Annotated in this window: 23 protein-coding genes and 2 pseudogenes; 17 read left to right on the plus strand and 8 right to left on the minus strand. The window is 38.9% G+C overall.

The features are described from left to right. The first annotated feature begins 58 nt into the window (after nucleotides 1-58). The 10 genes from J671_RS19760 (at nucleotide 59) to J671_RS0104925 (ending at nucleotide 6,769) form a co-directional block, all read left to right on the plus strand. Nucleotides 59-934 (plus strand): urease accessory protein UreD, encoded by an 876-nt coding sequence (locus J671_RS19760; RefSeq protein ID WP_004888212.1) that lies wholly within the window; start codon nucleotides 59-61, stop codon nucleotides 932-934. A 100-nt stretch (nucleotides 935-1,034) separates the two neighbouring features. Next, nucleotides 1,035-1,337 (plus strand): urease subunit gamma, encoded by a 303-nt coding sequence (gene ureA, locus J671_RS19765; protein WP_002054385.1) that lies wholly within the window; start codon nucleotides 1,035-1,037, stop codon nucleotides 1,335-1,337. Between the two features lie 11 nt (nucleotides 1,338-1,348). Beyond that, nucleotides 1,349-1,669 carry an urease subunit beta gene (locus J671_RS19770; RefSeq protein WP_004888211.1) on the plus strand — a complete coding sequence of 107 codons (321 nt, stop codon included), beginning with the start codon at nucleotides 1,349-1,351 and terminating at the stop codon, nucleotides 1,667-1,669. After that, complete coding sequence (locus J671_RS19775) at nucleotides 1,659-2,117, plus strand: GNAT family N-acetyltransferase (protein ID WP_004888210.1); 459 nt, start codon at nucleotides 1,659-1,661, stop codon at nucleotides 2,115-2,117. The genes J671_RS19770 and J671_RS19775 overlap by 11 nt, the downstream gene beginning before the upstream one ends. A 12-nt stretch (nucleotides 2,118-2,129) precedes the next feature. Continuing rightward, the gene (gene ureC, locus J671_RS19780; protein ID WP_004888209.1) at nucleotides 2,130-3,830 is read left to right on the plus strand and encodes an urease subunit alpha; all 1,701 of its coding nucleotides are present in this window, start codon (nucleotides 2,130-2,132) and stop codon (nucleotides 3,828-3,830) included. Between the two features lie 68 nt (nucleotides 3,831-3,898). Next, nucleotides 3,899-4,381, plus strand: coding sequence for an urease accessory protein UreE (gene ureE / locus J671_RS19785; protein ID WP_002126865.1), 483 nt, complete (start codon nucleotides 3,899-3,901; stop codon nucleotides 4,379-4,381). Beyond that, a complete protein-coding gene (locus tag J671_RS19790) occupies nucleotides 4,368-5,033 on the plus strand; it encodes an urease accessory protein UreF (RefSeq protein ID WP_002060172.1) in 666 nt (221 codons plus the stop codon). The genes ureE and J671_RS19790 overlap by 14 nt, the downstream gene beginning before the upstream one ends. Before the next feature lie 26 nt (nucleotides 5,034-5,059). Next, nucleotides 5,060-5,674 (plus strand): urease accessory protein UreG, encoded by a 615-nt coding sequence (ureG, locus tag J671_RS19795; protein ID WP_000140200.1) that lies wholly within the window; start codon nucleotides 5,060-5,062, stop codon nucleotides 5,672-5,674. A 9-nt stretch (nucleotides 5,675-5,683) separates the two neighbouring features. Continuing rightward, the gene (locus tag J671_RS19800) at nucleotides 5,684-6,253 is read left to right on the plus strand and encodes a HupE/UreJ family protein (RefSeq protein ID WP_004888204.1); all 570 of its coding nucleotides are present in this window, start codon (nucleotides 5,684-5,686) and stop codon (nucleotides 6,251-6,253) included. A 57-nt stretch (nucleotides 6,254-6,310) separates the two neighbouring features. After that, nucleotides 6,311-6,769, plus strand: a complete 459-nt coding sequence (locus J671_RS0104925; RefSeq protein WP_004888202.1) for a hypothetical protein — start codon at nucleotides 6,311-6,313, stop codon at nucleotides 6,767-6,769. Nucleotides 6,770-6,842: 73 nt separating this feature from the next. On the opposite strand, the gene rsmD is transcribed toward J671_RS0104925, so the two are convergent. Both rsmD and mrdA read right to left on the minus strand, forming a co-directional pair. After that, nucleotides 6,843-7,388, minus strand: coding sequence for a 16S rRNA (guanine(966)-N(2))-methyltransferase RsmD (rsmD, locus tag J671_RS19805; RefSeq protein WP_004888199.1), 546 nt, complete (start codon nucleotides 7,386-7,388; stop codon nucleotides 6,843-6,845). Then, the gene (gene mrdA, locus J671_RS19810) at nucleotides 7,388-9,406 is read right to left on the minus strand and encodes a penicillin-binding protein 2 (protein ID WP_031983164.1); all 2,019 of its coding nucleotides are present in this window, start codon (nucleotides 9,404-9,406) and stop codon (nucleotides 7,388-7,390) included. Before mrdA ends, rsmD begins: the two co-directional genes overlap by 1 nt. Before the next feature lie 236 nt (nucleotides 9,407-9,642). Between mrdA and J671_RS19815 the strand changes: the two genes are divergently transcribed. The 4 genes from J671_RS19815 (at nucleotide 9,643) to J671_RS19830 (ending at nucleotide 12,526) form a co-directional block, all read left to right on the plus strand. Beyond that, a complete protein-coding gene (locus tag J671_RS19815) occupies nucleotides 9,643-10,161 on the plus strand; it encodes a hypothetical protein (RefSeq protein WP_002054381.1) in 519 nt (172 codons plus the stop codon). A 61-nt stretch (nucleotides 10,162-10,222) separates the two neighbouring features. Then, on the plus strand, nucleotides 10,223-11,536 hold the full coding sequence (locus J671_RS19820) for a membrane protein (protein ID WP_004710044.1): 1,314 nt from the start codon (nucleotides 10,223-10,225) through the stop codon (nucleotides 11,534-11,536). Nucleotides 11,537-11,621: 85 nt separating this feature from the next. Next, nucleotides 11,622-12,275, plus strand: coding sequence for an adenylate kinase (adk, locus tag J671_RS19825; protein WP_002054405.1), 654 nt, complete (start codon nucleotides 11,622-11,624; stop codon nucleotides 12,273-12,275). Between the two features lie 71 nt (nucleotides 12,276-12,346). After that, nucleotides 12,347-12,526, plus strand: a complete 180-nt coding sequence (locus J671_RS19830) for a hypothetical protein (protein ID WP_004888196.1) — start codon at nucleotides 12,347-12,349, stop codon at nucleotides 12,524-12,526. Here J671_RS19830 and nth read toward each other — a convergent pair. Both nth and J671_RS19840 read right to left on the minus strand, forming a co-directional pair. Next, nucleotides 12,523-13,209 (minus strand): endonuclease III, encoded by a 687-nt coding sequence (gene nth, locus J671_RS19835; RefSeq protein ID WP_002054431.1) that lies wholly within the window; start codon nucleotides 13,207-13,209, stop codon nucleotides 12,523-12,525. The genes J671_RS19830 and nth overlap by 4 nt on opposite strands. Further along, nucleotides 13,210-14,001, minus strand: a complete 792-nt coding sequence (locus J671_RS19840; protein WP_002054379.1) for an RnfABCDGE type electron transport complex subunit B — start codon at nucleotides 13,999-14,001, stop codon at nucleotides 13,210-13,212. It lies immediately after the preceding gene. A gap of 271 nt (nucleotides 14,002-14,272) precedes the next feature. Here J671_RS19840 and gdhA point away from each other — a divergent pair, with 271 nt between their 5' ends. Beyond that, entirely contained in the window at nucleotides 14,273-15,676 is a 1,404-nt protein-coding gene (gdhA, locus tag J671_RS19845; RefSeq protein WP_004888194.1) for an NADP-specific glutamate dehydrogenase, read from the plus strand. A gap of 54 nt (nucleotides 15,677-15,730) precedes the next feature. Here the strand turns inward: gdhA and J671_RS19850 are convergent, their stop codons facing one another. The 4 genes from J671_RS19850 to lon form a co-directional block, all read right to left on the minus strand. After that, nucleotides 15,731-16,840, minus strand: a complete 1,110-nt coding sequence (locus J671_RS19850; protein WP_006581012.1) for an META and DUF4377 domain-containing protein — start codon at nucleotides 16,838-16,840, stop codon at nucleotides 15,731-15,733. A 170-nt stretch (nucleotides 16,841-17,010) separates the two neighbouring features. Then, a complete protein-coding gene (locus J671_RS19855; RefSeq protein ID WP_004888192.1) occupies nucleotides 17,011-17,787 on the minus strand; it encodes a dioxygenase in 777 nt (258 codons plus the stop codon). A 112-nt stretch (nucleotides 17,788-17,899) separates the two neighbouring features. Then, nucleotides 17,900-18,379 (minus strand): 23S rRNA (pseudouridine(1915)-N(3))-methyltransferase RlmH, encoded by a 480-nt coding sequence (gene rlmH / locus J671_RS19860; RefSeq protein ID WP_002054393.1) that lies wholly within the window; start codon nucleotides 18,377-18,379, stop codon nucleotides 17,900-17,902. A gap of 300 nt (nucleotides 18,380-18,679) precedes the next feature. Then, nucleotides 18,680-21,109 carry an endopeptidase La gene (lon, locus tag J671_RS19865; RefSeq protein WP_004710036.1) on the minus strand — a complete coding sequence of 810 codons (2,430 nt, stop codon included), beginning with the start codon at nucleotides 21,107-21,109 and terminating at the stop codon, nucleotides 18,680-18,682. 785 nt (nucleotides 21,110-21,894) lie between these two features. Between lon and J671_RS19870 the strand changes: the two are divergent. After that, nucleotides 21,895-22,620: pseudogene (locus tag J671_RS19870) on the plus strand (ESPR-type extended signal peptide-containing protein); the annotation flags it as partial. Nucleotides 22,621-22,693: 73 nt separating this feature from the next. Continuing rightward, nucleotides 22,694-23,621: pseudogene (locus J671_RS25390) on the plus strand (IS3 family transposase); the annotation flags it as partial.

A 23,621-nucleotide genomic window follows, 5' to 3' on the forward strand; every position in this document is an offset into this window, starting at 1 on the left:
TTTTGTATTTGGTGCATATTTTGCTTACTAAAAAAGCCATTATTAAAAATGAGCCAAAATGAATCGGATTCAGCAATTTTCTCAGACTTCTTTAGCACCATTTTGGTATGCACAATTAGAGCTTGGTTTTAGTTTTAAAAATTCTCGCACCATAATGAGTCATAGAAAACATCATGGCCCTGTTCGGGTGCAAAAAATGCTCTGGCCCGAAAAAACTGGAGTTTGCCACGCTATTATTGTTCATCCACCAGCAGGAATTGCAGGAGGGGATCATCTTACTTTCCAAATTGAAACAGCAGAGCAGGCACATGCAGTTATTACCACACCTGGAGCTGGGAAATGGTATAGAACCAATGGTAAACAGGCTTTTCAGCATATTTATCTGACTGTAAAAAATGACTCTATTTTAGAGTGGATGCCACAAGAAACGATGTTATTTGATGGTGCTGTAGCACATTCGGAAACACATATTCACCTTGAACAAACAGCAAGTTTTATTGGATGGGATATGCTGGTTTTGGGCCGACAGGCTCGAGCTGAGAATTTTGTTCATGGAAGTTATCACAATCAATTTAAGTTATGGCGTGAGAATAAATTACTAGTTGCCGATACTTTATATTTTGAGGGGGGAGATCGCTGGTTAAGCTCATGTTTAGGAATGAATAATCTGGCTGTAATGGCAAGTTTCTGGGCTGTACCGCCAGCAAAATTCCGTTCTTCATTTTATTTAGAGCAACATATTGAACTCATTCGTGAACTCATTATGCGTATGGATGTGCCTGTGACTTTGACGTTACTAGAAGATGTGCTGTGTGCGCGGTTTTTAGGAAATGATGTGCGAGTTTGCCATGATGCTTTCGCGGCTATAAGAGCAAGATTAAGACGGTATTGGTTTGATTTAGATGAGGAATTCCCAAGAATTTGGAAAACTTAATTTACGTTAAATTGCGTATTTTAAAAACGATTAAAACAAGTATGCTGCTTTTGAGCACGCATTTTGCTTAAAGAAAACTAGATGCTATTAGGAAAGAGATATGGAACTCAATCCAACAGAAAAAGATAAGTTACTCATTTTTACCGCAGGTTTGGTGGCTGAGCGTCGTAAAGCACGAGGTTTAAAGCTGAATTATCCAGAAGCTGTTGCGTTTATTTCGGCAGCCTTACTTGAAGGTGCTCGAGATGGAATGACGGTGAGTGAACTTATGCACTTTGGCACGACTTTATTAAAGCGTGAAGATGTTATGGATGGCGTAGCGGAAATGATTGCTGAGGTTCAGGTCGAAGCAACTTTTCCTGACGGTTCGAAATTAGTCACTGTTCATCAGCCAATAGTATAAAAGGAACGCTTATGATCCCCGGTGAAGTTATTACTCCAGACACTGATATTGAACTGAATGTCGGACGAGAAACTTTAAAAGTTGTGGTGGCTAATCTTGGCGACAGGCCTATTCAGGTGGGTTCACATTTTCATTTTTATGAAGCAAACGATGCCTTACAGTTTGATCGTGAGATAGCAAAGGGTTTTCGCTTAAATATTGCGGCGGGTACTGCGATACGTTTTGAACCAGGGCAAAGCCGAGAAGTGGAACTTGTTGCTTTAGCTGGTAAGCGAGAAGTATATGGTTTTGCTGGTCGGGTAATGGGGCGTTTGGATGAAAATGTTGATTAGAAAAGCAACGAAAGATGACACGGATAATATTGTTGCCATAATTGCTCCATATGTAGATCAAGTGATTGCAAATGATGAAGGGCGCTCACGCTTTAAACCAGAAGTCATACAAACAATTTTTGATCGAGAAGATATTCATTATTTTGTTGGAGAGATTGATCAACAGGTCGTGGGTATAGTCGCTTATATGGAACCCTCACATTTAATGCATTTTTTTATTAAAAAAACATATTTGAAACTAGGTCTAGGGCGACAACTTTGGGATTTCATAGAAGAAAAAATTAAAAATGAAAATATAGACGTTGAAAAAATTACGGTGAATTCAAGTTTTTATGCTCAAGATATCTATGAAAAATTTGGTTTTATTGTAAGTGGTGATGCTGCTGAAAAATGGGGAATCCGGTTTATCCCGATGACAAAATATTATGCTTTGCTATCAGAAAAATAAGGAACTAATCGTATGAAAATGTCACGTCGTGCATATGCTGAGATGTTTGGTCCAACGGTTGGAGATCGTATTCGACTAGCTGATACAGAGCTTTTTATTGAGGTTGAACAAGATTTAACGACATATGGTGAAGAAGTTAAATTTGGCGGTGGTAAAGTCATTCGTGACGGGATGGGACAATCGCAACTTTTAGCTGATGAAGTTGCCGATACAGTCATAACCAATGCTTTAATTCTGGATTGGTGGGGAATTGTTAAAGCCGATGTAGGTTTAAAAAATGGCCGAATCTGGAAAATAGGAAAAGCTGGAAACCCCGATATTCAACCTGACATTACTATTCCTTTAGGTGCTGCAACAGAAGTGATTGCGGGTGAAGGGCAAATTTTAACGGCAGGGGGGATTGATACCCACATTCACTGGATCTGCCCGCAGCAGGTTGAAACCGCGCTGATGTCTGGGACAACAACAATGGTAGGTGGGGGTACAGGACCAGCAGCCGGAACTTCGGCAACCACAGTAACTCCAGGGCCTTGGCATATTGCGACCATGTTGCAGGCGATTGATGATTTGCCTATGAATATTGGCCTGCTAGGCAAAGGGAATTTGAGTTTACCTGACCCTATTCGTGAGCAAATTAAGGCTGGGGTAATTGGATTAAAATTACATGAAGATTGGGGCTCAACACCAGCAGCAATTGATAACTGCTTGAGTGTGGCAGACGAGTTTGATGTTCAGGTCGCAATTCACACGGATACTTTAAATGAAGGTGGTTTTTTAGAGGAAACCCTAGCAGCTTTTAAAGATCGTACCATTCATACGTACCATACTGAAGGTGCAGGTGGTGGACATGCTCCCGATATTTTAAAAGCAATTGGGCAAAGTAATGTCTTGCCATCTTCGACCAACCCAACGCGACCTTATACCATTAATACCATTGACGAGCATTTAGATATGCTCATGGTTTGTCATCATTTAGACCCTGCAATTGCTGAAGATATTGCTTTTGCGGAAAGTCGTATTCGCCGTGAAACTATTGCTGCCGAAGATATTTTACAAGACTTAGGTGCAATTGCCATGATGTCATCAGACTCGCAGGCGATGGGGCGCGTGGGTGAAGTCATTTTACGTACTTGGCAAACTGCCCACAAAATGAAAGTACAACGTGGCCCATTAGAGGGTGACAATGAGCTTCATGATAATAATCGGGTTAAACGCTACATTGCCAAGTATACAATTAACCCAGCAATTACCCATGGTTTAAGCCATGAAATCGGTTCGGTTGAAGTCGGAAAACTTGCTGATTTAGTGTTATGGAAGCCTGCGTTTTTTGGCGTAAAACCTTCCATGATTATTAAAGGTGGCATGATTGCAGCTGCACCGATGGGTGACATTAATGCTTCCATTCCAACCCCTCAACCTGTGCATTACCGTCCAATGTTTGGGGCTTATCCGCGTGGTGTGCATAACACTTGTATTACCTTTTTATCTCAAGCAGCAATTGATGAAAAAGTTGCTGAGAAACTAAATCTGAAAAAGTTAATTAGCCCATGTAAAAATACGCGTTCAATTACCAAAGCCGATATGAAACACAATACATATTGTCCAGTTATGCATGTGCATCCCGAAACTTACGAGGTACGAGCAGATGGTGAATTACTAACGTGTGAGCCTGCTGACGTGTTACCAATGGCACAGCGTTATTTCTTATTTTAATGAATTTTATAGAGGTGATTTGCCTCATTAACTTATATGAAAGAAATAAGTAAGGAGAGAAAAGCTAAATGAAAATTTACACCCAACGTCTTGAAGATATTTCTCCTGATCAGACATTTGAAACGGTTGAGCTAACGTTTGATACCCGTCAGAAATCACGTTTTCGAGCGGCTTTAGCAAGTGGCGTAGATATCGGTGCGGATTTGCCTCGTACTGGCATTTTGCGTAGTGGTTCATATATTGCAACGCAAGAGGGCGATGTATTGCGAGTTGATGCAAAACCTGAACGGTTAATGCAAGTTACTGCTCAGACTGAATTTGATTTGCTTAAAGCGGCCTATCATTTAGGTAACCGACATGTTCCATTAATGCTGACACCAACAGCTTTATATTTTGAGCCTGATCATGTACTTGCTGAAATGGTAGAAGGTTTGGGGCTTACTGTGACAGAAACCGATCATCCGTTCGAGCCTGAAAGTGGTGCCTATGCACAGCATAGCCATGATCATCGTTTAAGCCCAATCAAAGCTTTGCACCATGTCCATTCATAACGCAGCGCAATTACTTCAACTGCTGACACTGTCTTCGACGGCATTGCCAGTTGGAGCGTATTGTTATTCACAAGGTGTAGAAACAGCCATTGATATTGGCTTAATACACGATGAAAGCTCTGCCATTGCTTACTTTGAAGAAGTGCTTGAAATGTTGTTGGTACGCTTTGAGTTACCTGTACTTAAGCGTCTTATGCAACATTATGATGACTCAGACGAGTTCTTGACTTGGGCACATTTGTATAAGGCAAGCCGAGAAAGTAAAGAGCTACTTGCTGAATCTCAGCAACTCGCATTTTCTTTAAATGCATGGATTAAAGATGTTTTGAAAAAGCCAGTTGAGGTTAAAAAGCAGTTTGGTTTTGTACCTGTCTATGCACAGCTTTGTGGGCGTTTAGAGCTTAAAGATATTGATGTACTCACGGCGTATACCTTTACTGTTTTAGAAAATCAGGTTTTAGCAGCCGTAAAAACAGTCCCATTGGGACAAATGGCAGGACAAAGAATTTTGTGGCATTTGCATGGGCGAGTACCACACGCTGTAGAGAAGGCTTTAAAACTTAAAGATGAGCAACTGAGTAGTGCTTTACCTCGCTATGCCATGCTGAGTATGAAACACGAAACACAATATTCACGATTATTCAGATCTTAAAATTAGGAAATAAAAGGATAAAAATCATGACAGAACGTAGTCCATTACGAGTTGGAATTGGCGGACCAGTCGGTTCAGGTAAAACAGCACTTACGCTTAACTTATGCCGTGCCTTACGTGATAAATACAATATGGCTGTAGTGACAAATGATATTTATACCAAAGAAGATTCAAACTTTTTAACCCGTAATGAAGCGATGTCACCAGATCGTATTGTGGGTGTGGAAACAGGTGGTTGCCCTCATACAGCAATTCGTGAAGATGCCTCAATTAACTTGGCCGCGATTGATGATTTGTGTGAGAAATTTGATGGCTTAGAACTCATTATTATTGAAAGCGGTGGCGATAATTTGGCCGCAACATTTAGCCCAGAACTTTCTGATTTAACCTTGTATGTTATTGACGTGGCAGGTGGTGAAAAAATTCCACGTAAAGGTGGGCCGGGTATTACCAAGTCAGATTTACTGATTATTAATAAAACTGACCTTGCACCTATGGTTGGTGCAAATCTTGATGTGATGGACCAAGATGCGAAACGTATGCGTGGTGAAAAACCATTTTTATTTTCAAACATGAAAACACAAGATGGGCTTGAAGAAATTATTCAATTTATTGAGAAGCAAGGGCTGTTTAAAGCTTAAGGAGTAACTATGAATTTCATTAAAAAATGTAGTGTCGGGCTCCTTAGCATGTTACCTGTGTTAGCTATGGCACACCCGGGTCATGATCATGAGCATTCTGGATTTGTAGCAGGTTTTATTCATCCTTTTACTGGTCTCGATCATTTAGTGATGGCTTTAGGTTTTGGTATCTTATTATGGTCAGCAGCTAAACAATGGAAAATTGCCGGTGTCATTACTCTAAGTATTGCTTTGATTGTAGGCTTTTTAGTAGGTGCCCAAGGTCTAATACCAGAGAGTATCGCTGAATATGGGATTATTGCTTCTTTGATTGTTACAGCGATTGCATTATGGACAAAATCAAATCGGATATGGCCTATGGCTGCTGCTTTACTCGCAAGTTTTCATGGAGTAGCTCATGGAGTTGAGTTAGCACATGCAGGGCATATTGTTGCATTAGTAACTGGTATGGTTACCGGTATGGCACTTATTTATTGTGCTGGACTTGCATTAGGCGCAATATTTACACGATATGTACCTTATGGCAAAAAAATTATGGGTACCTGCGCAGCAATTGTGGCAGTCATTGGTTTAAGTTAATTAAAACCTTGCAAAAAAAGGTAGCTTTAAGCTACCTTTTTGAATTTGCAAAATAAAATGTGTGTAGAGAAAATTTTTTATACTGTTTTTACAGTGATCACTATGCTTTATAGTGGATATATTCAGGCTTATGATTTTTTTCAACCAGAAAGCGATGATTCTGCTTTATTAAATACAGATCAGTTGTTAGATCAATCAGATTTAAACTTGGAACAAAGGCGGTTGGCAATTGAGCATGATGATGAAATTAATAACTATAATGTGCTTAAAAACGAATTTTATTCAAATGAGTGTTGGGTGATTTATAATTATACAGCTTATGATACGGGGCAACTTCACAGCAAAAGCATCGCTGGTTTAACGAATCATATTAATATTCAAGATTTATCCATTTCAGTTGGGTATGGAGTTAACTATAGTGTTAATCCAAGACTAAAAATTGGTTATGAATATATTTCGAGTTTTCCTTACGACCGAGCTCAACTCATACGATTTTTTACGATCTATTTATTCTGAAATGCAAAATTAAAATAATCTAATTCAGATAAATAGATCAGTTAAAGTAATTCGTTATAAAAATTCTACATGATTAAATTTTCTGATAAAGACCTGCATGGACTGTACCAGCTTTAGTGGTTTTAACTTGTTGCCATGTTGCAGGAAGTTGAAGCTGAGATAAATCTCGGTCAGCTTCAACATAAATGTATCCATTCTTTTTAATATGTGAATCTGCCAAGTGAGCGAGCTCTTGCCATAGATCGAGACTATAAGGCGGATCTAAAAAAACTACATCAAATTGTTCTTTTAGGCGCGGTAATGCTTGTTGAGCAGTTGCATTAACTAAATGACAATTTTGCGCTTTTAAAAGCTGGATATTCTCTTTTAAAAATCGTGCTTGAGTCTTATCAGGTTCAATCATATAAACAAATGCGGCACCGCGCGAAAGTGCTTCAAAGCCTAATGCACCAGAACCTGTACAGATGTCGAGAACCTGAGCATTTTGAATGTCCCACATGAGCCAATTAAATAACGTTTCACGGACACGATCTGGGGTTGGTCTTAAACCCTCAATACTGGCAAATGGCAAAACTCGTCTTTTCCATTCGCCCCCAATAATGCGCAACTGATTTTTCATTATTCATCGATCTCATTTGTAGCAGGGCGAGCAGGAGCAGCTTGTGGAGCAGATGTTGCTGCTGCGGTAGTTGTAGCAGCTGCTGGAGTAGAGCTAGCTGTTTCGCCGCCACTTGGAAGCTCGCCCGGTTTAATTCCGGCTGTCATAAGGCCACCATTAACTTGATGGTTGGCTGGACGAATTGGATTTTTATTGCGGGTTAATAACCAGTAATCAAATATTGGCTTAGCAAGTTGAGCTGCGGAACCACCATGACGACCATTTTCCCAAATGACCGCAATAGCAATTTCTGGTTTATCGGCAGGGGCAAACCCAACAAAAAAACCATGGTCAAGTTGGCGTTCACTAAGCGCAGCTTCGTTGTAGCGTTTACCTTGCGCGATACTCTTAACCTGTGCCGTACCTGTTTTTCCGGCAATTTGATAGAGCGATGTACGGATACCACGTCCAGTACCTGATTGAATTACATCAATCATGGCTTCTCGCATTTTTACCCAGTCTTCGTCTGTACCGTTGAAATTAATTTTTCCATCAGGCGCATTACGGACTGTAAAAGGTTTTGCACCATGCGATGCACGTAAAACATGTGGAACTACATGAGAGCCGTGATTCGCTGTAATAGCAGTTGCCATTGCAAGTTGTAATGGAGTTGCAGTAAATGCACCTTGACCAATACTGACGGAAATTGTTTCACCTTTCATCCATTTAGTTTTGCGTGTACGCATTTTCCATTCTGGACTTGGGTATAAACCTTCACTTTCACTTGGTAAGTCGACACCTGTTTTTTGACCAAAGCCAAATTGGCGCATCCATTGGTTCATCTGGTCGATGCCCATTTGATTTGCCAAAATATAAAAATAGGTATCGCAAGACATGATAATCGCTTTATGCATGTTCACGATGCCATGACCAGTTTTTTTCCAGTCACGGAATTTATGAGAGTCTCCAGGTAAATGGAAGTAGCCCGGATCGGAAATAGCAGTAGACCAGTCGACAATACCATAATGTAAACCACCCATCGCTTCCATTGGTTTAATGGTCGAACCAGGAGGGTATGCCCCTTGAACAGCACGGTTATAAAGAGGTTGATCGATGTTGTCACGTAGCGAGCTATAATCTTTATGATTAATGCCCGTCACAAATAAGTTTGGGTTAAAGCTTGGACTTGAAACCAACGCAAGAATTTCACCTGTACGTGGGTCTATCGCAACAATTGCACCACGGCGTCCAGCAAGTTGCTGTGATGCTACGACTTGTAAACCATAATCTAATGATAAGTACAGGTCATTACCGCGAGTTGGGTCTTTACGTCCTAAATGGCGCAATACATTACTATGAGCATCTGCTTCCACAGATTCATAACCCGGTGTTCCATGAAGTAAATCTTCGTAACTTTTCTCTACGCCGATTTTACCAATCAGGTTTGTTCCAGCGTATAAATCTTTATCAATACTTTTTAATTCTTTATCGTTAATACGGCCCACATATCCAATCACATGAGCAAACAACTCACCATGCGGATAATAGCGCGTCATTTGGGTTTCAATTCTCACCCCAGGGAATTTGTATTTAACTTCACTAAACTTGGCAATATTTGTCTCGGTTAAGTTCAGCTTAATTGCTACGCGTTCAGTTTTACGCGCCGTTTTAATACGGCTTTTAAAGCGGTCTACATCTTCTTGAGTCAGCTCTAAAATGGGTTGTAATTGTTCAATAACCGCATCCGGATCTTCAACATCAGCCTTACTTAATGTTGCGGTAAAAACAGGATAGTTATCTGCTAATAAAACGCCATTACGGTCATAAATATAACCACGAGCAGGGGGGAGAGGTTGTAAGCGAATACGGTTTTTATCCGATGCGGTCGAGAACTCATCGTAATGAAAAATTTGTAGATAGGCGTATCGGCTTGCTAATACTAATAGACAAATAATCACAAGACCTACGGCAAAAAATATACGACCTCGATAAATGCGCTTTTCTTGCTGGATATCTTTTAAAGGAAAGTGCTGTTTCATACGGATCGACTTAATGACATAGGATGAGAAAAATAGCTGCTTATTCTAACGCAAGCGCAGTTAAAATATTGCATAATTTTCAAAGTTTCAGTGAAGAAACAAATTGGCTTTTTTGACTTTGTAGACAACAAAATTGTAGAGTCTTGTATATAAGAAGCAAAATAATTCTGTTAAAGTCTCTCATTCAATAGAATAGGGTTGTTCTCACCATACGATTAGGGAAAATGGAGAAAATAATGAGAAAAATTTATCCCTTACTTGCAGTTTTGACAGTAAGTAGTTGGGCTCATGCTCAAGATTATTCATTTCTTCCAGAAGCAAAATTAGCAGATCATAAAGCAGCAACTTGGAATGTAGGCGCAGGTTTTACTCAAAAATTGTTACATCTCAATGGTGAGTGGGTAAATCCTTATGGGATTGCTTATGCAAAAGTTGGTGCATTTTTAAATGGTGATAAAACTGCCGGTGGACAAGTCGGATTTCGCTATCCTTACTACCTTACCGGAACTGATAAGAATGGTTACTATATTGGCTTTTATGCTGGACATCTTGATAGCAAATCTGTAGACGGAGATTATAAATCTCGTTTAGGTGCTGGCGTCGATTTGGCATATGTATTGTTGAATTCAGAAAGGATTAGTACCTTTAGTGTGGGTATTGGAGCAGCTGAAAAATTAACTGATCAAAATGGAGCCGTTGCTGCCAATACAAAACCGCAAATACAATTTTCTTATTCTCTAAGTTTTGGTTTATAAAACAAAGCAGCTTATCGTTAACTCGCCATAAGCAGAGCACAAATAAATACGAGAGTCTTACATGTTAGAGTACGTCAGCGGATTGTGGCAGACCTTTTTACACAGACCTGATTTTTGGGCCGTTTTGAGTATCATTCCGGTCACTGCCTTTGTCACATGGGCACATGTGTGGATGGCTTTAAAAATGGTGTTTTACCCAATCAAGTTTTGGGGATTCCATTTAGGACCTTTACCAGTCGGCTGGCAAGGTATTGTGCCACGTAAAGCAGGGCGTATCTCAGGAATTATTACCGATAATACTCTATCTAAGTTAGGCTCTTTACGTGAGTTTTTAGAGGCAATGGACCCTGAAGACATGGCACGTATTATTGGTGAACAAGTCGGATTTGAACTTGAGCATTTGATTGATGAAGTGATGATCGATCGTAATGCAGTGCTTTGGGAAAATTTACCTTATTCGATTAAACGCCGTATTTATGCTCAAGCACATAAGCAGTTACCAGGTGTGCTAAGAGAATTAGTAACTGAACTGACCATGAATGTCGAGTCACTGGTTGATATGCGTGAAATGGTGGTGAGCCAAATGGAAGGTGACCGCCGTTTAATGGTACGTATGTTTTTAAAAGTTGGGCAAAAAGAAATCAACTTTATTTGGCATATTAGTGCTCTAATCGGGATGTTCTTCGGTATTTTCCAGATGGTTGTCTGGTTTGTTGTACCTTGGCATTGGACGGTACCATTTTGGGCATCTATTTGGGGCTTTTTAACCAACTGGATTGCAATCTGGATGGTATTTAACCCAATTGAGCCACATTACGTTCGTTATCCGCAAATATTTAGATTAACCAAAGATCGCAAGTTCCCTTGGATTGTGCCTGTTTTACGAATCGGTACCTATAATTTCCAAGGTGCTTTCATGAAGCGTCAAGAAGAAGTCTCTGAAGTCTTTTCTAGTGTAGTGACAGAAGACCTAATTACGTTAAAATCGATTATGACAGAAATGATGTACGGTTCACGCAAGGACAAAACACGTCGTATTGTTAAACGTCATATTAACGAAATTATGGAAACTCCACTTGTTCGTACATCTTTACAGCTTTCTTTGGGCCCAAGAGAGTACGCAAGATTAAAGACGGACTTGATTGATCGTTCAATTGAAATTACGATGGGACCCGTATGTGACCCTGCACTGAATGCAAGCCGGGCACAGAAGATTTTTCAAATGTTTAAAGAGCGTATTCGTGAACTGACACCAAAAGAGTTTCAGAATTTGTTACGTCCAGCATTCCAAGAGGACGAGTGGATTCTTATTGTACTAGGTGGGGTAACCGGATTTATTGCTGGTACAATACATTTGTTTGTGGCTTTCTTATAATTCGAAGTCGGGCAGGATCTATCAGGATCAACGAAATTAAATCTGCCAGACCTCACATTCATTGTTTTAAATGAGGATGTTTTTTATGCGCATTATCTTACTCGGACCACCTGGGGCAGGCAAAGGTACTCAGGCTCAGTTGATCTGTAAGCGCTACAATATCCCACAAATTTCAACCGGTGATATGCTCCGTGCTGCAATTCGTGAAGGTACTGAATTAGGTTTAAAAGCTAAAAGTGTAATGGAATCTGGCGGTTTAGTTTCAGATGAACTCATTATTGGTTTAGTAAAAGAACGTATTGCTCAACCGGACTGCGTGAATGGTTGTATTTTTGACGGCTTCCCACGCACGATTCCTCAAGCAGAAGCATTGGAAAAAGAAGGCATCAGCATCGATCACGTGATTGAAATTGATGTACCTGACGAAGAAATCGTAAAACGTCTTTCTGGTCGCCGTCAGCACCCAGCTTCTGGCCGTGTTTACCACACTGTATACAATCCACCTAAAGTGGAAGGTAAAGATGACGAAACTGGTGAAGATCTTGTTCAACGTCCAGATGACCAAGAAGAAACCATCCGTAAGCGTCTAGCGTCTTATCATACTGAAACAGAGCAATTAGTTGGTTTCTATCAAGGCCGTGCTGCTTCTGGTGAAAATGCGCCAACTTATGACAAGCTTGATGGCTTGCGCACTATTGAAGATGTACAAAAAGATTTGTTCAACATCTTAGACAAATAATTTAATATTATTTGTGATAAAGAGCCCTCTTTATGAGGGCTCTTTTCTTTCATTGAGTGCGGGAGAACGATATGAAAATCATTTTGTTTTTAGTGGTATTGCTGAGTCTGGCACTATTGTTATTTTTACTATATCAAAGTCAAAAAATGTTGCGTCATGTGCAGAAACAACAGGCTTTGGAAAATAAAAAGAACGGACGAGAACGTCAACTACATCCCAAATTGCAGCAGCTTAAAAAACCTCAGGATTAACTGAGGTTTTTTGTTGGAATTGCTTTTGTGGCGCCAAATTCAAAGCGGTCTGGCCAGTTACATACATCAGCAACAACACACTCGAAACATTTCGGTTTACGGGCAATACAGCAATAACGGCCATGTAATATCAGCCAGTGGTGTGCATCTATAATAAATTCTTTTGGAATTACCTTAACTAAACGGTGTTCAACTTCAAGAACATTTTTACCTACTGCTAAGCCAGTACGATTTCCCACACGGAAAATGTGTGTGTCGACAGCCATAGTTGGTTGCCCGAATGCTGTATTTAAAACCACGTTGGCTGTTTTACGACCTACACCTGGTAAAGCTTCCAAGTCTTTTCGATTACTTGGAACTTCGCCGTTAAATTGCTCCATTAAAATCTTACAGGTCTTAATAACATTTTCAGCTTTCGCGTTATAAAGGCCAATGGTCTTTATATATTCTTTTAAGCCGTCTACACCTAAGTTATAGATTTTTTCAGCAGTATTGGCGACAGGATAAAGCTTATCTGTTGCTTTGTTTACGCTAACATCGGTTGCTTGTGCCGATAACATGACGGCAATTAATAATTCAAAAGGTGATGAATATTTTAATTCGGTTTCTGGAGAAGGTCTTTGTTCACGAAGGCGTTCAAAGAAAATTTGAATCTGCTTTTTCGTCATGTTTTTGACGGCCATTCAGACCTCCTGTAATTGAATGAGTTGCTGTTGTAGTTCATCAAGTTGAAGACGTTTTTTTGCATCTTCTCGAACACTGAGCTGCTTTTCCAACTTTTTAATTTGTGTGCGAATTTTAGCTAATTCAATCGTAGTTTTTGCATCATTTACAACCGCTTCTTTTGGCTTCTCAATGATTTGAATTGAAGGTAAATCATCAAGTGCTTGAGAAAACTGTGCAAAAAGTTGTGTATCGATTTCAGCGCGTACAACAGGCCCTTTACGATGTATACGACGTTTTTCTTCGCGTTGAATATGCGCGTAGTAACGTTGTCTTAAATCATCTTGCTCTGCAATGCGCTGTTGTTCGTTCGGCAAAGCTTGAGTGTCTTCGACCAGATCAATACAGTCAACTGGGCAGGGTGGAATACATAACTCACAACCTGTACACAAATCAGTCAAGATGGTATGCATGAGCTTACCACTACCAATAATGGCATCTACAGGACAAGCATTAATACATTTTGTACATCCGATACATTCGTCTTCGCGAATAATCGCTTTCATGCGTTGCGGGCGTCCATCGGCTTGTACAGGCCAGACACTTGTTTCAGCAGGTAACGATGAACGATTTAATAATTTTGCGAGCGCATCTGCCACTGGCTGTCCACCAGGAACACATTTATTTGCTTCTTCACCTTCAGCAATGGACTTTGCGTAAGGTAGACAGCCGTCACGGTGTCCACATAAACCACATTGTGTTTGTGGTAATAACGCATCAATCTCGCGTATGAGAGAAATAGATGGATTCATAGAGGAAAATAGCTTGCTTAAAACGATGCGATAATGAAGAAAAACCTAAGTAAGGTCAATGGATTTTAACGAATTTATTGGCTTTTTGATTGACCTAAAATGTAGCTAATATTGCACAATAATAGATCAATAAAACTGAAAAGATAAATGACTATTTTTGATTTTTAGATAGTTTTTCTAAAATTAAGTTTATGATAATTAAGTAAAATAAAATAATTTAAAATAACTATTGTTAAAATTGATGGAAAGGGATTTAATATTTTGCTGCTAAATGATGCATTTTAAAATGTATTGCACCAATTTAATTCATTACTATGCTGAGGACCGTGCATTGAAATATAACAATCTGAATGAATTCCTGAATTACGTGCAAGCGCGTGATCCGCATCAACCTGAGTTTTTACAAGCTGTCGAAGAAGTCATGACAAGTTTGTGGCCATTCATTGAAAAAAATCCGGAATATGCAGAGCAGGGATTGTTAGAGCGTTTGGTTGAACCTGAGCGTGTGATTCAATTTCGTGTTTCATGGATGGATGATCAAGGGCAGACTCAAGTAAACCGTGCTTTCCGTGTTCAATACAATTCAGCAATTGGTCCATTCAAGGGCGGTATGCGTTTCCATCCGTCGGTCAACCTATCTATTTTAAAATTTTTAGGATTTGAGCAAACTTTTAAAAACTCACTGACTACTTTGCCGATGGGTGGAGGAAAAGGAGGTTCAGATTTTGACCCTAAAGGTAAATCTGATGCTGAAATTATGAGGTTCTGTCAGGCACTCATGATTGAGCTTTACCGTCATTTAGGTCCCAATACCGATATTCCAGCTGGAGATATTGGCGTGGGTGCGCGTGAAGTAGGCTACATGGCTGGCATGATGAAAAAGCTCAGTAATGACACGGCATGTGTATTTACTGGTAAAGGAATTTCATTTGGCGGTAGCTTAATGCGTCCGGAAGCAACAGGTTATGGTACGGTTTATTTTGCAGAAGAAATGCTAAAAACACGTGGGCTATCTTTTGCTGGTAAAACTGTTTCAGTATCTGGTTCTGGTAACGTTGCGCAATATGCGGCAGAGAAGGCAATGTTCTTAGGTGCGAAAGTGGTTACCTTGTCAGACTCGAACGGTACTGTTTATCTAAAAAATGGCTTTACAGATGAGTTGCTTGCTGAGGTCATGGAGCTGAAAAACGTTAAGCGTGGGCGTATTTCGGAGTTTGCTTCTAAGCATGGTTTTGAATATTTTGAAGGTAAAACCCCTTGGCATATTCCTGTAGATATTGCTTTACCATGTGCTACACAAAATGAATTAACAGGCGAAGATGCTAAAACACTTATTGCTAATGGTGTCATTTGTGTAGCTGAAGGCGCTAACATGCCATCTACACTTGAGGCAGTTGAGCATTTTATTGAAGCTAAGATTTTATATGCCCCTGGTAAAGCATCTAATGCAGGTGGTGTGGCAACTTCTGGCTTAGAAATGTCCCAAAATGCAATTCGTTTGGGCTGGACACATGCTGAAGTCGATGAACGCTTACATGCAATTATGAAAGATATTCATGCCAACTGTGTTAGATATGGTACAAAAGAAGACGGTACTGTGAACTATGTAGATGGTGCCAATATTGCCGGCTTTGTAAAAGTTGCTGATGCGATGCTTGCACAAGGTATTTATTAAAATATAGAAATAAAAAATCCGATGCTTATGCATCGGATTTTTTTAGTCTAAAAATTATTTTTTAGGCTTTTTAACCATTTCTTGCTCTACAATCATATCTAACACATCTGCTTGGCTAGATTGATCAGCTGCTGGGTTTTTCACTTCAAAACGTTTTACACGTAAGATTACGCGTTGGTTTGGATTGTGTTCAAAACCTTCGATTTGACCATAATATAATGACCAGTTTTTGTCGGCATAAGTTTTTACGCCTTTGTCATCATATTTAACTTCACGAACTTGCAAACAAGTTTGTGGCGCAACACCCGTACAAGATTTAGTTTCTGGTGCTACTTCAAGGAAAACAGTTTTACCTTCAGACTGGTATTTTGCTTCAGGTGTCATTTTACCTGTGAAAGTATATTTCTGACCTTGAGCATCAAGGATTGTTAATGTTGGTTGATCAGCATTTGTCGTATTAAGCTCAAATGGAATCGCACGTTTTTGGAACAGGCTACTAGAGAATTGTTCCTGTTTCATTAACGCAGGTTCACACGCCATCATTGTCGACATGACATCAGCAGTTACGATAGTATTGTTTTCAACTTTCCAAGTTGTACCTTGGCGGTTACAACCTGTTGCGATAGACAAACGGTCGTTTGTGAAGTTAAGAACGATCGGCTTTTTAGTATTTTCAGGTTGATATGCCCATGAATAATCAGTTAAAGCTTGAGTATTAGTTGCTTTTACGCCTTGGAAAATATGCTTTTGACCTGCTTTATCTGTCACGCTTAAGATTACCTGACCATTGCTATTACTAATTTCGATTGGCAATTTTGCTTCACTAAAGATGCTATTAGACAATTGTTCTTGTTTCATTAAATCGTCTTGGCAAGCCATCATTGTCGATGCGAGAGGAGAGGTTACAAGTTGGTTGCCTTCAACTTTCCAAGTACCACCTTGACCATTACAACCTGTGTTAATTGCTAATTTACCATCTGCATTAAAATTAAGAACAAGTGGCTTAGAAGCTTTTACATTTTGATAAGTCCAAGCATATTCATTTAAAGTTGCTGCAAGATTTTGTTGTTGCTCAGATACAATTGGAGCTTGAGTATTTGAAACTGTTTGACACGCCATCAAAGAAAAAGGTAACAACGCAAGAATTAAATATTTAATTTTCATTTAAAAAACTTCAAGTAAAAAAACAACAGCACTAAGCTTAAAACATTCTTAAAAAAATAAAATGTAAACATATGATTGTTTCGGTTTTTAAAATGTATAAGTTTGTAAATTATTCGAATTTTTAATAAAAATAGTGGTATACCCCGCAAAAACGGGGTATTTCCTAAAAATTAATCAAAACGGTATATATCCATACCTAACGAGCCCATTGTGAAGCTGCTATGAACAATCGTAAAACGATGGCCAGTTCCCATTGCAAAAAATAACGGTGCAAAATGTTCAAGAGTTGGATGATTACGTTTTATATAAGGTAATGATTGCCATTCCAACACGCCATCGTAATCTTGATGAGAAAGTTTATTAACAACAGTATTTCTAAACGTTGAAGCCCATTCAGGAACTTTTGAACTATCACCTTGCCATGACAATTCAGCAAGATTATGGGTAATACTTCCAGAACCAATCAGTAAAATTTGCTTTTCACGTAAAGGCGCAAGTGTTTGCCCAATTCTATAAATTTCTTGTGCGCTTAAGCTCATTGGTAAGGAAATCTCAACAACAGGAATGTCTGCATCTGGATACATATGTAAAAGAGGCATCCATACACCATGGTCGCGAGGGCGGGTACTATTGGCATGAGCAACGAAGTGAGCATCTGCCAACAACTTTAAGATTTCTTCGGCAAGTTCTGGTTGACCTGGTGCGCTATAGCGAATCTCATACAACTCTGGCGGGAAACCACGGAAGTCATGCCATGTTTCTGGACGTGTTGAACTACTTACTTCAAGCGCTTTACTTTCCCAATGAGCAGACATCACGATGATTGCCTTTGGGGTAGGTAGATTCACACTAAGGCGATGTAAGGCAGGGCCCACTTGTTCTGGATCAAGTGCAAGCATGGGTGAACCATGTGAAATAAACAGTCCGGGAAGGGTTTGTAGTTCCATTTCATTACACCTGAGTTGAAAAGCAGAATAATAGTCATTATGCCAAAATCAGGACATGTTAAAAGTATCCTGATTTCAACGGATTGTTCTTAAAATGAAACGTTTGTTCTTTTTATGCACGGTGGTAAGGATGATTATGATTAATAGACATCGCTCGGTAAAGTTGTTCGATTAATAAAACACGAACTAAAGGATGAGGCATGGTAAGTTTTGAGAGTGACCAATGCCAGGCAGCAGCTTTACGTACCTGATCAGACAAGCCATCTGGGCCACCAATAGCCAGTGCAACATCATTACCTTCAAGCATCCATTGTTTCATGGTGTCAGCCAGCTTTTCTGTACTAAGTTCGCGTCCGCCAACTTCTAAAGCAATAAGTGTCTCGTTGGGCTTTAAAGCATTTAAAATACTTTCACCTTCAATTTGGCAGTATTTTAAAATATCTGCTTCTGAGTCATTTTTGCCGCGTTTTGCCATTGGAAGTTCAATCACTTGAGTCTGAACGAAAGGTTGGATGCGTTTGAAATAATCTTCAAAACCAGTAAGTACCCAAGCAGGCATTTTTTGACCAATGGTCAGAATACGAATTTTCATGTGGTCTATTCAGTCAAAACAGCTGACGTATTATACCTGAGGAGACAATAACTGCGGGGGAGTAAGTGAGCATAAAAAACGCAGTCCAAAAAACAGTGTTGGACTGCGATCAAATGATCATCTGTCTGGAGTTCAGATGATCATAGAGAATAAAAACAAGGCTATCTGTAACATAAGATAGATAAGAGTAAATAATAAAATTAATCACTCTTACTTCTTATTATGAGGATGGTTGGATATTTTTCAATCAAATTATGTAACAAAAAAAAGAGAGCCGAAGCTCTCTTTTTTATTTTTTAATTAGTGACGTGCTGCTTTTGAGCCTTCCACCGGTTTTACAATCGGTGTTTTTGGTAAAGGCTTTGGCATTGAAGTTAATGCTAAAGGCAAGATCTCATCAATACTTTTCACAGCTTTGATTTCTAATCCTTCTTTCACATTGTCAGGGATCTCTGCCAAATCACGAACGTTATCTTGAGGAATAAAGACAAGCTTAATTCCACCACGATGTGCAGCAAGAAGTTTCTCTTTCAAGCCACCGATACGCATCGCACGACCACCAAGACTTGTTTCACCTGTCATCGCGATGTCTGGACGAATCGCAATACCAGTAAATGCTGATACAAGTGCAGTTGTTAATGCCAAACCAGCAGATGGTCCATCTTTTGGAGTTGCACCTTCAGGTAAGTGAACGTGTACATCAGTTTCTTCAAAACGAGATGCTTCAATACCAAGTTCATCAGCACGTGTACGTACTACAGTCATTGCTGCGGTAATTGATTCTTTCATTACGTCACCGAGTGAACCGGTTGTAATAAATTTACCTTTACCTTTAACAGCTGCAACTTCAATAGTAAGTAACTCGCCGCCTACAGAAGTCCATGCCAAACCATTTACACGGCCTACTTGTGCTTCATCTTCAGCAATACCAAAGTCAAATTTATGTGGACCTAGGTATTCAGGAAGATTGGCAGAGGTAACATCAAGCTGTAAGTTTTTAGATTTTTTACTTACGGCTTCTTTTACCACTTTACGCGCAATCTTAGAAACTTCACGTTCTAAACTACGAACACCAGCTTCACGTGTATAACGTTGAACAATGTCACGAATCGCTTCTTCATGAATTGTTAACTCTTTTGGACGTAATCCGTTGTTCTTAATTGCTTTAGGAACAAGGTAGCGTTCAGCAATGTTTACTTTTTCATCTTCGGTATAACCCGGTAGACGAATGACTTCCATACGGTCAAGTAATGCTTCTGGAATATTCATACTGTTCGCAGTACAAATAAACATTACTTCAGAAAGGTCAAGATCAAGATCTAAATAATGATCGTTGAACTTACTGTTTTGTGATGGATCAAGTACTTCAAGCAATGCAGAAGCTGGATCACCACGGTAATCTTGTGCCATCTTGTCAATTTCGTCGAGTAAGAACAATGGGTTCTTCACGCCAACTTTTGTTAAAGACTGCACAATTTTACCTGGCATCGCACCAATATAAGTACGACGGTGTCCACGAATTTCTGCTTCGTCACGTACGCCACCAAGCGCCATGCGAACAAATTCACGACCTGTTGCTTTAGCTACTGATTCACCGAGTGAAGTTTTACCAACCCCAGGAGGACCTACTAAACAAAGGATAGGACCTTTGAGTTTTTTCACACGTGATTGAACAGCTAAGTATTCAACAATACGGTCTTTAACATCATCAAGACCATAGTGGTCAGCATCAAGAATTTCTTGAGCTTTATTTAAGTTAATACTGACTTTACTTGCTTTGTTCCACGGCGTATCTAAAATCACTTCTAGATAGTTACGTACCACAGCAGCTTCACTAGATGCAGGCTGCATTGCTTTAAGTTTGCGGAACTCAGCTTCGGCTTTTTTACGTACGTGTTCAGGTAAATCAGCTTCAGCAAGACGTTTCTCAATTTCAGCAACGTCATCTTCAGCACCGCCATTCATATCGGAAAGCTCACGTTGAATGACTTTCATTTTTTCATTTAGAAAGTATTCACGTTGGTTCTTTTCCATTTGGCGTTTTACGCTGTCATGTAAAGTTTGCTCAATTTGCTGTTCAGCAGATTGATTCATCAAGTAGTTCATCAACTCTTGCAAATGAGCTTCAAACTCATCGTACTCTAAAAATTTCTGTTTAATTTCAATATTTAGAGGTACACGAGTTGCTACGAAGAACATCAATTGCAATAAGTCTTCGATTTTATTGGCAGCAGCTACCAGTTCACGTGCATTACGTAATTTTGCTTCTGCATATTGAGCAAATAGGTTACGTAACTCTTGTAAACGAGTTTCTTGAGTTGCCTTATCTACATTAATAGTCATTGGGCTTAAATCATGTTCAGCAGTCAAATAACTATCTTCATCGATAATTTTTGTGAGCTTAGAACGATGTAAGCCTTCAATAAGTACTTTAATGCAGTTTTCATCATTTTCATGATTAACTACTTGTACAATCTTAGCGACTGTACCGTACTGGTATAAATTGTCGTGATCAATTTCTTCTGTAAGCGAATCTTTTTGCGCAACTACAAATACTAAATTGTCACTGTTACGAGCCACATCAACTGCATTGATCGATTTTTCACGACCCACGAATAGCGCAATTTGCATGTGTGGATAAACCACCACATCACGTAAGGCTAATAGTGGTAATACACTTGGAACCTGAGGCTCTAAGTCAGTTTTTTCATTCATAATAAGTTCAGACATGGGCACTCCTAATGAGTGACAACGAGGTTGCCATGTTTTTTATAGTGATGTGTATTTTAAAAATTACAAGGGCATGACAATAGAAAATGTTGAAAAAAGGACTAATTTAGTCAACTTTTTTTTAAAAATGTTATGAATCAATAGATTAATTCTTAAGAAGAATGAAATTTTGTAGTGAAGCTGAGCATTTTTACTTAATAATTATACTTTTCCGTACAAGTAAGGCGGTCAGCTTTCAAAAAAACTTTATTTAGTTTTATTTTATAATAGGTATTTTTATTAAGTATATTTAAAATTTTATTTATTTTATAATTTATTATTAGTAGTATAAAAGCATTATTATTTATAATATACATGTGTATTTTAAATGGATGGTGATTACAGAATAATTATATTAATAGTAATATTTATTTTAGAGTTAATATTCTATTTTTAATAGAGTACAAGTGTATTTTAAAGAGTTTATTTCTTTATTAATTTTATAAAAAATAACCATATATTTAGAGTTATTATTCTATTTTAAAATAAATTTACAAATTATTAACACAATAGAGATAATATGATTTGCTTTTAAAATATATTAATAAATTCAAGTAATTAAAAATTAATCAATATTTTTGTTTTGTGAATTTTGTCTCACTTTTTCATAAATTTAAAGGATCTAATGTTTACCCCTTAAATTTATTCAATTAGGATGCCGCCTCTTTTTTTTGGTCAAATTTTTTTAAAAATGTATTTCTACATTTTTATTGACCTTTAATTTTGGTATTTGTCTGAGAAGTTTTATGAATAAAGTTTATAAGGTCATTTGGAATGCTTCAATTGGAGCATGGGTTGCAACATCTGAAATTGCAAAAGGTAAAACAAAGACTAAATCAAAAACTTTAAATGTATCAGCGGTAGTTTTAACAAGTGTAATTAGTTTTGCTCCAAATGCTTTCGCAGGGACAAATACCGAAGGGGGAGTAGGTCAAGGAACCTCTATTTCAGGTACAACTTCATGTCGTGAGGGGAATGCGAGTACAGCCAATGAAAAAGATGTTGCTATTGGTTGTGGAGCTCAAACACAAGACAGAATGGGCTCTAACATCGCAAACCGTAATAATCCTTATAATAATTCTACTGGTGCTTATGCTGGTGCAATGAAACAAGGCGGTGCGATCAGTGTGGGTACTGGCGCTGTAGTTGAGAAAGGTTTAGGTACCGCAATTGGTTCTTATGCGACAACTCAAGGTATTTCAGGCGTAGCAATTGGGACTGGAGCTTTGTCTTCTGGAAATACTGCTCTTGCACTTGGACGACAATCTGCCGCGACTGCTGATTTTTCTCAAGCCATTGGTAATGTTGCAGCTGCTACCGGTAAAGGCTCTTTAGCAATTGGTCACTCGGCAACTGCAGAAGGTTACCGTTCAATTGCAATTGGTTCGCCAGATATTGAAAATGCTGACCCAGTTGCGGGGCAAGCAGGTGCTGCTTACCAACCTAAAATGGCAACAAAAGCAACGGGTAGAGGTGGATCAGGAAATTTGAACAACACTTATAAGTGATATTTTGCTCCCCAAATGATGTTATAAACATCAATATATGGAGTATTTTATGGCACATAGACCAAGAAGAAATCATTCAAATGATTTTAAAGCTAAGGTAGCACTTGCTGCGATTAAAGCAGAAAAAACACTTGCTGAATTGAGTGCTGAATTTGATGTTCATCAAAACCAAATTATCGACTGGAAAAATCAACTGATTTCAGCTTCCTCGCAAGCTTTCGATCAATCAAAAGCTCCAACAGAACCACCCATCGATCTAAAAAAACTACATGCAAAAATCGGTGAGCAGGCATTAGAAATTGATTTTTTAGAAGGTGTGTTGAAGAAACTGGGCCGCTTCAACCACAAAAGTTAATCGATGACTCACTTCAGATTTCAGTATCTAAGCAAGCTCAGCTGCTGAAAGTCTCCCGTGGTTGTTATTACTATCGCCCAAAACCTGTGAGTGCATCAGATCTGAAGCTGATGCGGTGTATGGATGAGTTACATATGCAATACCCTTTTGCAGGTAGCCGTATGATGCGTGATTTGTTGAATCGTCAAGGACATCATATAGGACGACGTCATACACGTACTTTAATGAAGAAAATGGGCATTAATGCGTTATATTGCAAACCAAATTTAAGCCAGGCTAATCAAGCTCACCGCAAATATCCATATCTGCTCAAAGGATTGGCTATTCAGCGCAGTAATCAAGTGTGGTCTACGGATATAACGTATATCCCTATGGCAAAAGGCTTTGTTTATTTATGTGCTGTGATTGATTGGCATAGCCGCAAGGTACTTGCGCATAGAGTATCGATTAGTATGGAGGTTACATTTTGCATAGAAACATTAAATGAAGCTATTGAAAAATATGGTCGACCTGAAATATTTAATACAGACCAAGGCAGTCAGTTTACCAGTGATGCATTTATTGATGTATTGAAATCAAATGGCATTCAAATCAGTATGGATGGTAAAGG

Source organism: Acinetobacter sp. 1130196 (genome assembly GCF_000588095.1).
GTDB classification, from domain to species: Bacteria; Pseudomonadota; Gammaproteobacteria; order Pseudomonadales; family Moraxellaceae; genus Acinetobacter; species Acinetobacter nosocomialis.

Bases quoted from the DNA above. Each gene is read 5' to 3' on its own strand.
- J671_RS19760 (WP_004888212.1), top strand. From the start codon at position 59: ATGAATCGGATTCAGCAATTTTCTCAGACTTCTTTAGCACCATTTTGG.
- ureA (WP_002054385.1), top strand. From the start codon at position 1,035: ATGGAACTCAATCCAACAGAAAAAGATAAGTTACTCATTTTTACCGCA.
- J671_RS19770 (WP_004888211.1), top strand. From the start codon at position 1,349: ATGATCCCCGGTGAAGTTATTACTCCAGACACTGATATTGAACTGAAT.
- J671_RS19775 (WP_004888210.1), top strand. From the start codon at position 1,659: ATGTTGATTAGAAAAGCAACGAAAGATGACACGGATAATATTGTTGCC.
- ureC (WP_004888209.1), top strand. From the start codon at position 2,130: ATGAAAATGTCACGTCGTGCATATGCTGAGATGTTTGGTCCAACGGTT.
- ureE (WP_002126865.1), top strand. From the start codon at position 3,899: ATGAAAATTTACACCCAACGTCTTGAAGATATTTCTCCTGATCAGACA.
- J671_RS19790 (WP_002060172.1), top strand. From the start codon at position 4,368: ATGTCCATTCATAACGCAGCGCAATTACTTCAACTGCTGACACTGTCT.
- ureG (WP_000140200.1), top strand. From the start codon at position 5,060: ATGACAGAACGTAGTCCATTACGAGTTGGAATTGGCGGACCAGTCGGT.
- J671_RS19800 (WP_004888204.1), top strand. From the start codon at position 5,684: ATGAATTTCATTAAAAAATGTAGTGTCGGGCTCCTTAGCATGTTACCT.
- J671_RS0104925 (WP_004888202.1), top strand. From the start codon at position 6,311: ATGTGTGTAGAGAAAATTTTTTATACTGTTTTTACAGTGATCACTATG.
- rsmD (WP_004888199.1), bottom strand. From the start codon at position 7,388: ATGAAAAATCAGTTGCGCATTATTGGGGGCGAATGGAAAAGACGAGTT.
- mrdA (WP_031983164.1), bottom strand. From the start codon at position 9,406: ATGAAACAGCACTTTCCTTTAAAAGATATCCAGCAAGAAAAGCGCATT.
- J671_RS19815 (WP_002054381.1), top strand. From the start codon at position 9,643: ATGAGAAAAATTTATCCCTTACTTGCAGTTTTGACAGTAAGTAGTTGG.
- J671_RS19820 (WP_004710044.1), top strand. From the start codon at position 10,223: ATGTTAGAGTACGTCAGCGGATTGTGGCAGACCTTTTTACACAGACCT.
- adk (WP_002054405.1), top strand. From the start codon at position 11,622: ATGCGCATTATCTTACTCGGACCACCTGGGGCAGGCAAAGGTACTCAG.
- J671_RS19830 (WP_004888196.1), top strand. From the start codon at position 12,347: ATGAAAATCATTTTGTTTTTAGTGGTATTGCTGAGTCTGGCACTATTG.
- nth (WP_002054431.1), bottom strand. From the start codon at position 13,209: ATGGCCGTCAAAAACATGACGAAAAAGCAGATTCAAATTTTCTTTGAA.
- J671_RS19840 (WP_002054379.1), bottom strand. From the start codon at position 14,001: ATGAATCCATCTATTTCTCTCATACGCGAGATTGATGCGTTATTACCA.
- gdhA (WP_004888194.1), top strand. From the start codon at position 14,273: ATGATGCATTTTAAAATGTATTGCACCAATTTAATTCATTACTATGCT.
- J671_RS19850 (WP_006581012.1), bottom strand. From the start codon at position 16,840: ATGAAAATTAAATATTTAATTCTTGCGTTGTTACCTTTTTCTTTGATG.
- J671_RS19855 (WP_004888192.1), bottom strand. From the start codon at position 17,787: ATGGAACTACAAACCCTTCCCGGACTGTTTATTTCACATGGTTCACCC.
- rlmH (WP_002054393.1), bottom strand. From the start codon at position 18,379: ATGAAAATTCGTATTCTGACCATTGGTCAAAAAATGCCTGCTTGGGTA.
- lon (WP_004710036.1), bottom strand. From the start codon at position 21,109: ATGTCTGAACTTATTATGAATGAAAAAACTGACTTAGAGCCTCAGGTT.